This window comes from Tuberibacillus calidus DSM 17572, from assembly GCF_000430685.1.
In the GTDB taxonomy this organism is placed as follows: Bacteria; Bacillota; Bacilli; order Bacillales; family Sporolactobacillaceae; genus Tuberibacillus; species Tuberibacillus calidus.
In genome coordinates, this window is sequence record NZ_KE387200.1 from 10,760 (window position 1) to 16,744 (window position 5,985).

The following is a 5,985-nucleotide window of genomic DNA, read 5'->3' on the forward strand; positions in this document are numbered from 1 at the left end:
AAACCCGATTTATGCGCAAATTTGAGGCTCTAGCAGGCGAAAAATGCGCAGACGCTCCAGATAATGGAAAAACAAACCAAAAAAATTGGAACAAAAGAGCAAATTCAGGCCGTACATGCACTTGGAAAGCATCAGAGGTGCTGATTTTGATCCAGCTCCCCATAGGTCACTGAACAATAGCTCCCTTTCCGCGGCTATTTAGCTGTATAAGCCATGATATTGGAGGATATGGCAGGGATCCGGCTGTGAATGCGCTTTATTCCTTGAGACGCCCAAATATGCCGTTATATAGCAAAATATCCGCTTTGACGCCTTTTTTTAAGAAATGTTACGGTTTTAATAGGGTTTCTCCGCCGTCAAAACTTGCGCCGAAAAAGTTCCGGCACTTTAAAATTGATGGAGGTGTTGTTTTGATAGAGTTTAAGAATGTCGAGAAAGTCTATGATGATGGTTTTAGGGCGTTAAAAAATGTTTCTTTTCAAGTTCAGGAAGGCGAGTTATTTGTGTTGATCGGCCCGAGCGGTTGCGGCAAAACGACGACCATGAAGATGATCAACCGTCTGATAGAGCCGACATCGGGAACGATTAAAATCGAAGGGCGGCCAATCTCAGAAGAAAATCCCGTTGAACTGAGAAGAAACATCGGATACGTGATCCAACAAATCGGACTTTTACCTCACATGACCATTCGGGAAAATGTCTCACTCGTACCGCGCTTGAAAAAGTGGAATAAGGAAAAATATGAACAGCGCGTCAATGAGCTGATGGAGATGGTAGGTCTTGCGCCGGACATTTATGGTGACCGCTATCCCAATGAATTAAGCGGTGGCCAGCAGCAACGCATCGGCGTCATACGGGGACTTGCCGCTGAACCGAAAATCATTTTAATGGATGAGCCGTTCAGCGCGTTAGATCCGATCAGCCGTGAACAACTGCAGGATGAACTGGTTCGGTTGCAAAAAGAAATTCATAAAACGATCGTTTTTGTCACCCACGATATGGATGAGGCTTTAAAAATAGCCGACCGCATCTGCCTCATGAAAGACGGGGAAATTGTTCAACTTGATACCCCCGAAAATATTCTAAGACACCCCGCTAATGATTTTGTCCGCGATTTTATCGGCGAAGACCGCATCGATCAATATACTGACCAACAAGACTCCGTTTCATTACCGAGCATTAAGAAATTGATCACCCGCCCGGTGACGGCTTTTGCCACACGAGGGCTCGCTGAAGCCTTAACGCTCATGCGGCAAAAAAGGGTAGATACTCTCCTGATCACTGATCGAGAAAGCGAAAAGTACCTCGGTGTTGTCACCATCTGGGATTTACAAAAGGCTTATCGTGACGAACAACTCACGCTGAATGATATTAAGAAAAATGATGTCCCGCCGATCACGGCCGACGTCACACCGGAAGCTGCCGTCCAAAGCGTCACGCAATCGCCATACGGATTGGTGCCGGTGGTCGATCATGATGGCAAATTACTCGGCATCATCAATCGGTCCGGACTCGTGAAACATGTCATCGGCCAACTCATTCAATAGTAATTTCAAAGAGGGAGTGATGGGTCATTAAGTTAATACAAGAAACGCTCAATGTTTTTGTCAATCGCTGGCCGGATATTTGGTCATTGGTCCTCGAACATATTTATTTATCTTTTATTTCGATTGCCATTGCCATTATCATATCGGTACCTCTAGGCATATGGTTGACGCGGCATGAACGCGTCGCCGGGCCGGTCATCGGGCTCACCTCGATTTTTCAAACGATACCAAGCTTAGCCTTGCTCGTCTTTCTTGTTCCTTTTATTGGGACGGGAAAATCGCCAGCGATTATCGCTTTAACGATTTACGGTCTTTTGCCCATTCTTCGAAACACTTATTTAGGCATAAAAGGTGTCGACCAATCGGCCATTGAGGCAGGCATTGGCATGGGCATGACCAATCGGCAAGTCTTGTGGATGGTTGAGTTACCCCTTGCACTGCGAGTGATTATGGGAGGTGTGCGAACCGCTGCCGTTCTCATCATCGGTGTCGCGACCATTGCCGGGTTAATTGGTGCCGGCGGCCTTGGGGATCTGATTTACCGCGGCTTGCAAACGTATAACACGGGCTTGATTTTAGGCGGCGCGATTCCGGCGGCATTACTCGCCATATTATTTGATGTCGTCTTAAAATGGATGGAACAAGATGTCACGCCACGTGGGCTACTTGAGCCGGACAAAAAAACGGCAAGCCGTAAATTGAAAATTTTTCGTTGGGTAGGGGTTACCGTTTTAATCATTGCGCTAGCCGGGTCAGTTGTGGCGAAAAGTTTTGCGACAGGCGGCGATAAAACGATTGTGCTTACAGGGAAAAATTTTACCGAGCAAGAAGTCATCATTCACATCCTCGGCAATTTAATTGAGGCAAAAACCGACCTAAATGTCGTCTATAAAACGTACCTCGGGGGGACGGCGCCGGCATTTGAAGGCGTAAAAAATGGGGATTACGATATGTATGTTGAATATACCGGAACGGGTCTCCTAAACATTTTGAAAAAAGATATGGTCACCGACCCCGACCGCGTCTATGATATCGTCAAAAAAGAATTTAAGGACAAATATGGACTGGTTTGGCTTAAGCCTCTCGGTTTTAACAACACCTATACGTTGACGATACGAAAAGAAGACGCAAAAAAATGGGGCATTCAAACCATATCTGATTTGATTCCGCATGCTGGACAGCTCACCTTAGCATCAGAACCCGAATTTCAGGAAAGAAAAGACGGACTGCCAGGTCTTGAAAAAGCGTATGGCATTAAATTTGGGAAAACGAAGCAGATGGACTCAGGCATTATGTATGACGCCATTAAAGAAAAGGAAGTGGACGTTATCGATGCGTTCTCCACGGATGCGCGTATTCCGAAATTTAATTTACAAGTTTTAGAAGATGACAAACACTTCTTCCCGCCATACTATGCATGTCCGCTCATTCGCGAAGACACGCTAAAAAAATATCCCGAGCTTAAGCGTGTGTTAAACAGTTTAGCAGGGAAAATCAGTAATGAAGAAATGCAGCAATTAAACGGCAAAGTGGACATCGAAAAACAAGACCCTGATGCTGTGGCCAAGGCTTTTTTGAAGGAGCGCGGATATATTCAATAAAGGCTGGCTCACTAAACCATATCGGTTGGAAAACCAAGCGTAGTAGATGTTGCGCTTGGTTTTCCTTTTACATTTAATAAAACCGCACAAGTTTTGTAGGATCGATGGTGGATGCCGCCTAAAGTGGCTGTTAAATCCACCAAGGTCCGAAAAACGGTGCACCAAAGCCAAAACCGAAGCCGAACGGTCCGAAAAATGGCGGACGAAATCCCCACGGTCTGAAGAAGGGGCCACCAAAACCAAAGCCACCACCTGGAAATACCATACCGCTTCCTCCCTTGCTTAGATGTTGCGAGTCACTCTATACTATGAATGGGGGTTAAATAGCGCATAAACGAATGTCCCGGTTTGGGGTCAAATGGGTTTACAAGACCGGCGAATGAACGGTAACATTAATATGTTGAGTTTTCTTGGGAGAAAAGAGGCATCAACCATGACGGAGCAATGGTATTTTGTTGATACGGAAACAGGTACACCCGCCTTTAATATGGCGTTAGATGAAGTGCTATTGAGGAAACAAAGCCGGGAAGCGTTGCCTCCGATTTTGCGGTTCTATGATTGGAAGCCGGCTGGGCTGTCACTCGGCTACTTTCAAAAAACAAAAGGGAAAATTAATGTGGAAAACGTTAAAAGCCGTGGGTTCGGAATTGTCCGTCGGCCAACGGGGGGACTAGCGGTTTTACATGACCAAGAATTGACGTACAGCGTGGTCATTCCCGAGAGTCATCCGAAGATGCCAAAGTCTGTCATGGCGGCCTATCGTGTCATTTCACAAGGATTGTTAGAAGGGTATCGCTTTCTAGGTATCGAAGCAGGGCTTGCGATTCCCGAGAACGGCGTAGAAATAACCGGTACGGCTGTTTGTTTTGAGGAACCGTCTTGGTATGAATTAGTGATAGACGGAAAAAAAGCAGCGGGCAGCGCCCAGACGCGGCAGCACGGCGTGATTTTACAACATGGGTCAATCCCCATCCGCATGGATACCGATGCGTTGTACGATCTGTTCATTTACCCTAATGAAAAAGTGAAAGAAAAAGCTAAACGCGCTTTTAAAAACAAAGCGGTGGCAATCGAAGAAATCTTAAAGCGGCCTGTCACATTAGAAGAAGTCAAAGAAGCGTTTAAAAAGGGCTTCGAAAAGGGACTGGAAATCGAGCTCGTGGAATGGCAGCTGGATGAAGCCCTTCTTCAAGAGGCGGCCGAACTTGCGAAAGAAAAATACGAAAATGATGCCTACACATATTCCCGATAGGAAGTGATCCCAATGTCCGCCGAAGAGTACATGAGAAAACCCGAATGGCTGAAAATTAAACTGAACACGAACAAAAATTACACGGGCCTCAAAAAATTGATGCGGGAAAACCGCTTGCATACCGTTTGTGAGGAAGCGCGCTGCCCGAACATCCATGAATGCTGGGGAACGAGAAAGACCGCGACATTTATGATTCTTGGTGATATTTGCACGCGCGGCTGCCGCTTTTGCGCGGTGAAAACCGGTAAGCCGACTGAATTGGATTGGCAGGAGCCCGAACGCGTCGCCCGATCCGTTGAAATCATGGGCCTTCGCCACTGCGTCATTACAGCCGTTGCCCGGGATGATTTGGCTGATGGCGGTGCAGCGGTTTTTGCTGAAACGATTCGCGCCATTCGCCGACGCGTTCCGACTTGTACCGTGGAAGTGTTGCCATCAGACATGAAAGGTGATTATGATAGCCTCAAAACGCTGATGGATGCCGAACCCGACATTTTCAATCACAATATTGAAACGGTGCGCCGGTTGACCAAAAGAGTGCGTGCACGTGCCACCTATGACCGCTCCTTGGAACTCTTGCGGCGCGTCAAAGAACTGAGCCCGAACACCCCGACGAAATCAAGCATGATGCTCGGTCTTGGGGAAACGAAAGAAGAAGTCTTAGAGGCGATGGATGATCTTTTGGCCAATCAGGTCGATATTCTGACACTCGGTCAGTATTTACAACCGACGAAAAAACATTTGAAAGTCGAGCGCTACGTTCATCCTGATGAGTTCGCCGAGTTCAAAGAAATCGCTCTGAAAAAAGGGTTTAAACATTGCGAAGCAGGACCGCTTGTCCGCTCTTCCTATCATGCCGATGAACAAGTCAATGAAGCCGCCCTTCGCCGCCGCCTGATGGCTGAATGGAAAAAGCTCGATGAAGCAAAATAAAGGACACTGCTTAGCTCTACTAAAGAAATCTAAGCTCTGCCAAGCACTTTCGATGAAGGCAGAGGCATAGTTTCCCCTTTAATTGCTTGATAAATAAAAACCTTTTTTAGGTAATAACGAAGCCACAGTTGCCCTTATTTTGGCCAGAAAAACGAAAGCTTTCTTGCCAACACAAACCTTTTGGGCGATGGCAGAGCCTAGTTACACTTTTGCTTGCCTGACAAAGAAAAAAATTTCTTACCCGTGCAAGCCTTTGGAGCAAAATCAGAGTTTCATTTGCTTTTATGCACGTATGAAAATGAGAGCTCACTTATCAATAGAGCTAATTGCGCTGTCCGCAATAACTTGTCCCGCAAAACTTTGCGAGACCTGTCAAAAAAATTTTCCCCCATTTTTCGATGTAAAAATAGAGGAAATCATGCTTTGAACGGAGCAGCTAAAAAAATTCCCCCCAGGCGAAAAGGGCATAAAAAATGGATCCCCTTTGGTGTAAAATGAAATTATCACAAAATCACTAAACACCCAAAGGAGGGATCCATATGGCTATTATACCACAACTCAGCTTATTTTCGTGGAATGAAATTGAAGAATTGGGAGATTTGGAACGGCTCCGTCTGGTCCTCGAAAATATGCCGGATGAAGCATTCATGAA

General features: G+C 46.1%; 5 protein-coding genes. 4 read left to right on the forward strand and 1 reads right to left on the reverse strand.

Annotated features, from left to right (window positions below; genetic code table 11):
- The first annotated feature begins 410 nt into the window (after nt 1–410).
- On the forward strand, nt 411–1,547 hold the full coding sequence (locus tag H532_RS0117400; protein ID WP_027726517.1) for an ABC transporter ATP-binding protein: 1,137 nt from the start codon (nt 411–413) through the stop codon (nt 1,545–1,547).
- Nucleotides 1,548–1,624: 77 nt separating this feature from the next.
- Complete coding sequence (locus H532_RS0117405; protein ID WP_425426325.1) at nt 1,625–3,148, forward strand: glycine betaine ABC transporter substrate-binding protein; 1,524 nt, start codon at nt 1,625–1,627, stop codon at nt 3,146–3,148.
- Between the two features lie 130 nt (nt 3,149–3,278).
- Here H532_RS0117405 and H532_RS21005 read toward each other — a convergent pair whose 3' ends face one another.
- On the reverse strand, nt 3,279–3,413 hold the full coding sequence (locus H532_RS21005) for a hypothetical protein (protein ID WP_281169058.1): 135 nt from the start codon (nt 3,411–3,413) through the stop codon (nt 3,279–3,281).
- A gap of 168 nt (nt 3,414–3,581) precedes the next feature.
- Here H532_RS21005 and H532_RS0117415 point away from each other — a divergent pair, with 168 nt between their 5' ends.
- Nucleotides 3,582–4,400, forward strand: a complete 819-nt coding sequence (locus H532_RS0117415) for a lipoate--protein ligase family protein (protein ID WP_027726519.1) — start codon at nt 3,582–3,584, stop codon at nt 4,398–4,400.
- A 12-nt stretch (nt 4,401–4,412) separates the two neighbouring features.
- Nucleotides 4,413–5,333, forward strand: a complete 921-nt coding sequence (lipA, locus tag H532_RS0117420; protein WP_027726520.1) for a lipoyl synthase — start codon at nt 4,413–4,415, stop codon at nt 5,331–5,333.
- The last annotated feature ends 652 nt before the right edge of the window (nt 5,334–5,985 follow it).

Excerpts from the sequence above, each read along its gene's own strand:
- H532_RS21005 (WP_281169058.1), bottom strand. The coding sequence starts at position 3,413 with ATGGTATTTCCAGGTGGTGGCTTTGGTTTTGGTGGCCCCTTCTTCAGA.
- H532_RS0117415 (WP_027726519.1), top strand. The coding sequence starts at position 3,582 with ATGACGGAGCAATGGTATTTTGTTGATACGGAAACAGGTACACCCGCC.
- lipA (WP_027726520.1), top strand. The coding sequence starts at position 4,413 with ATGTCCGCCGAAGAGTACATGAGAAAACCCGAATGGCTGAAAATTAAA.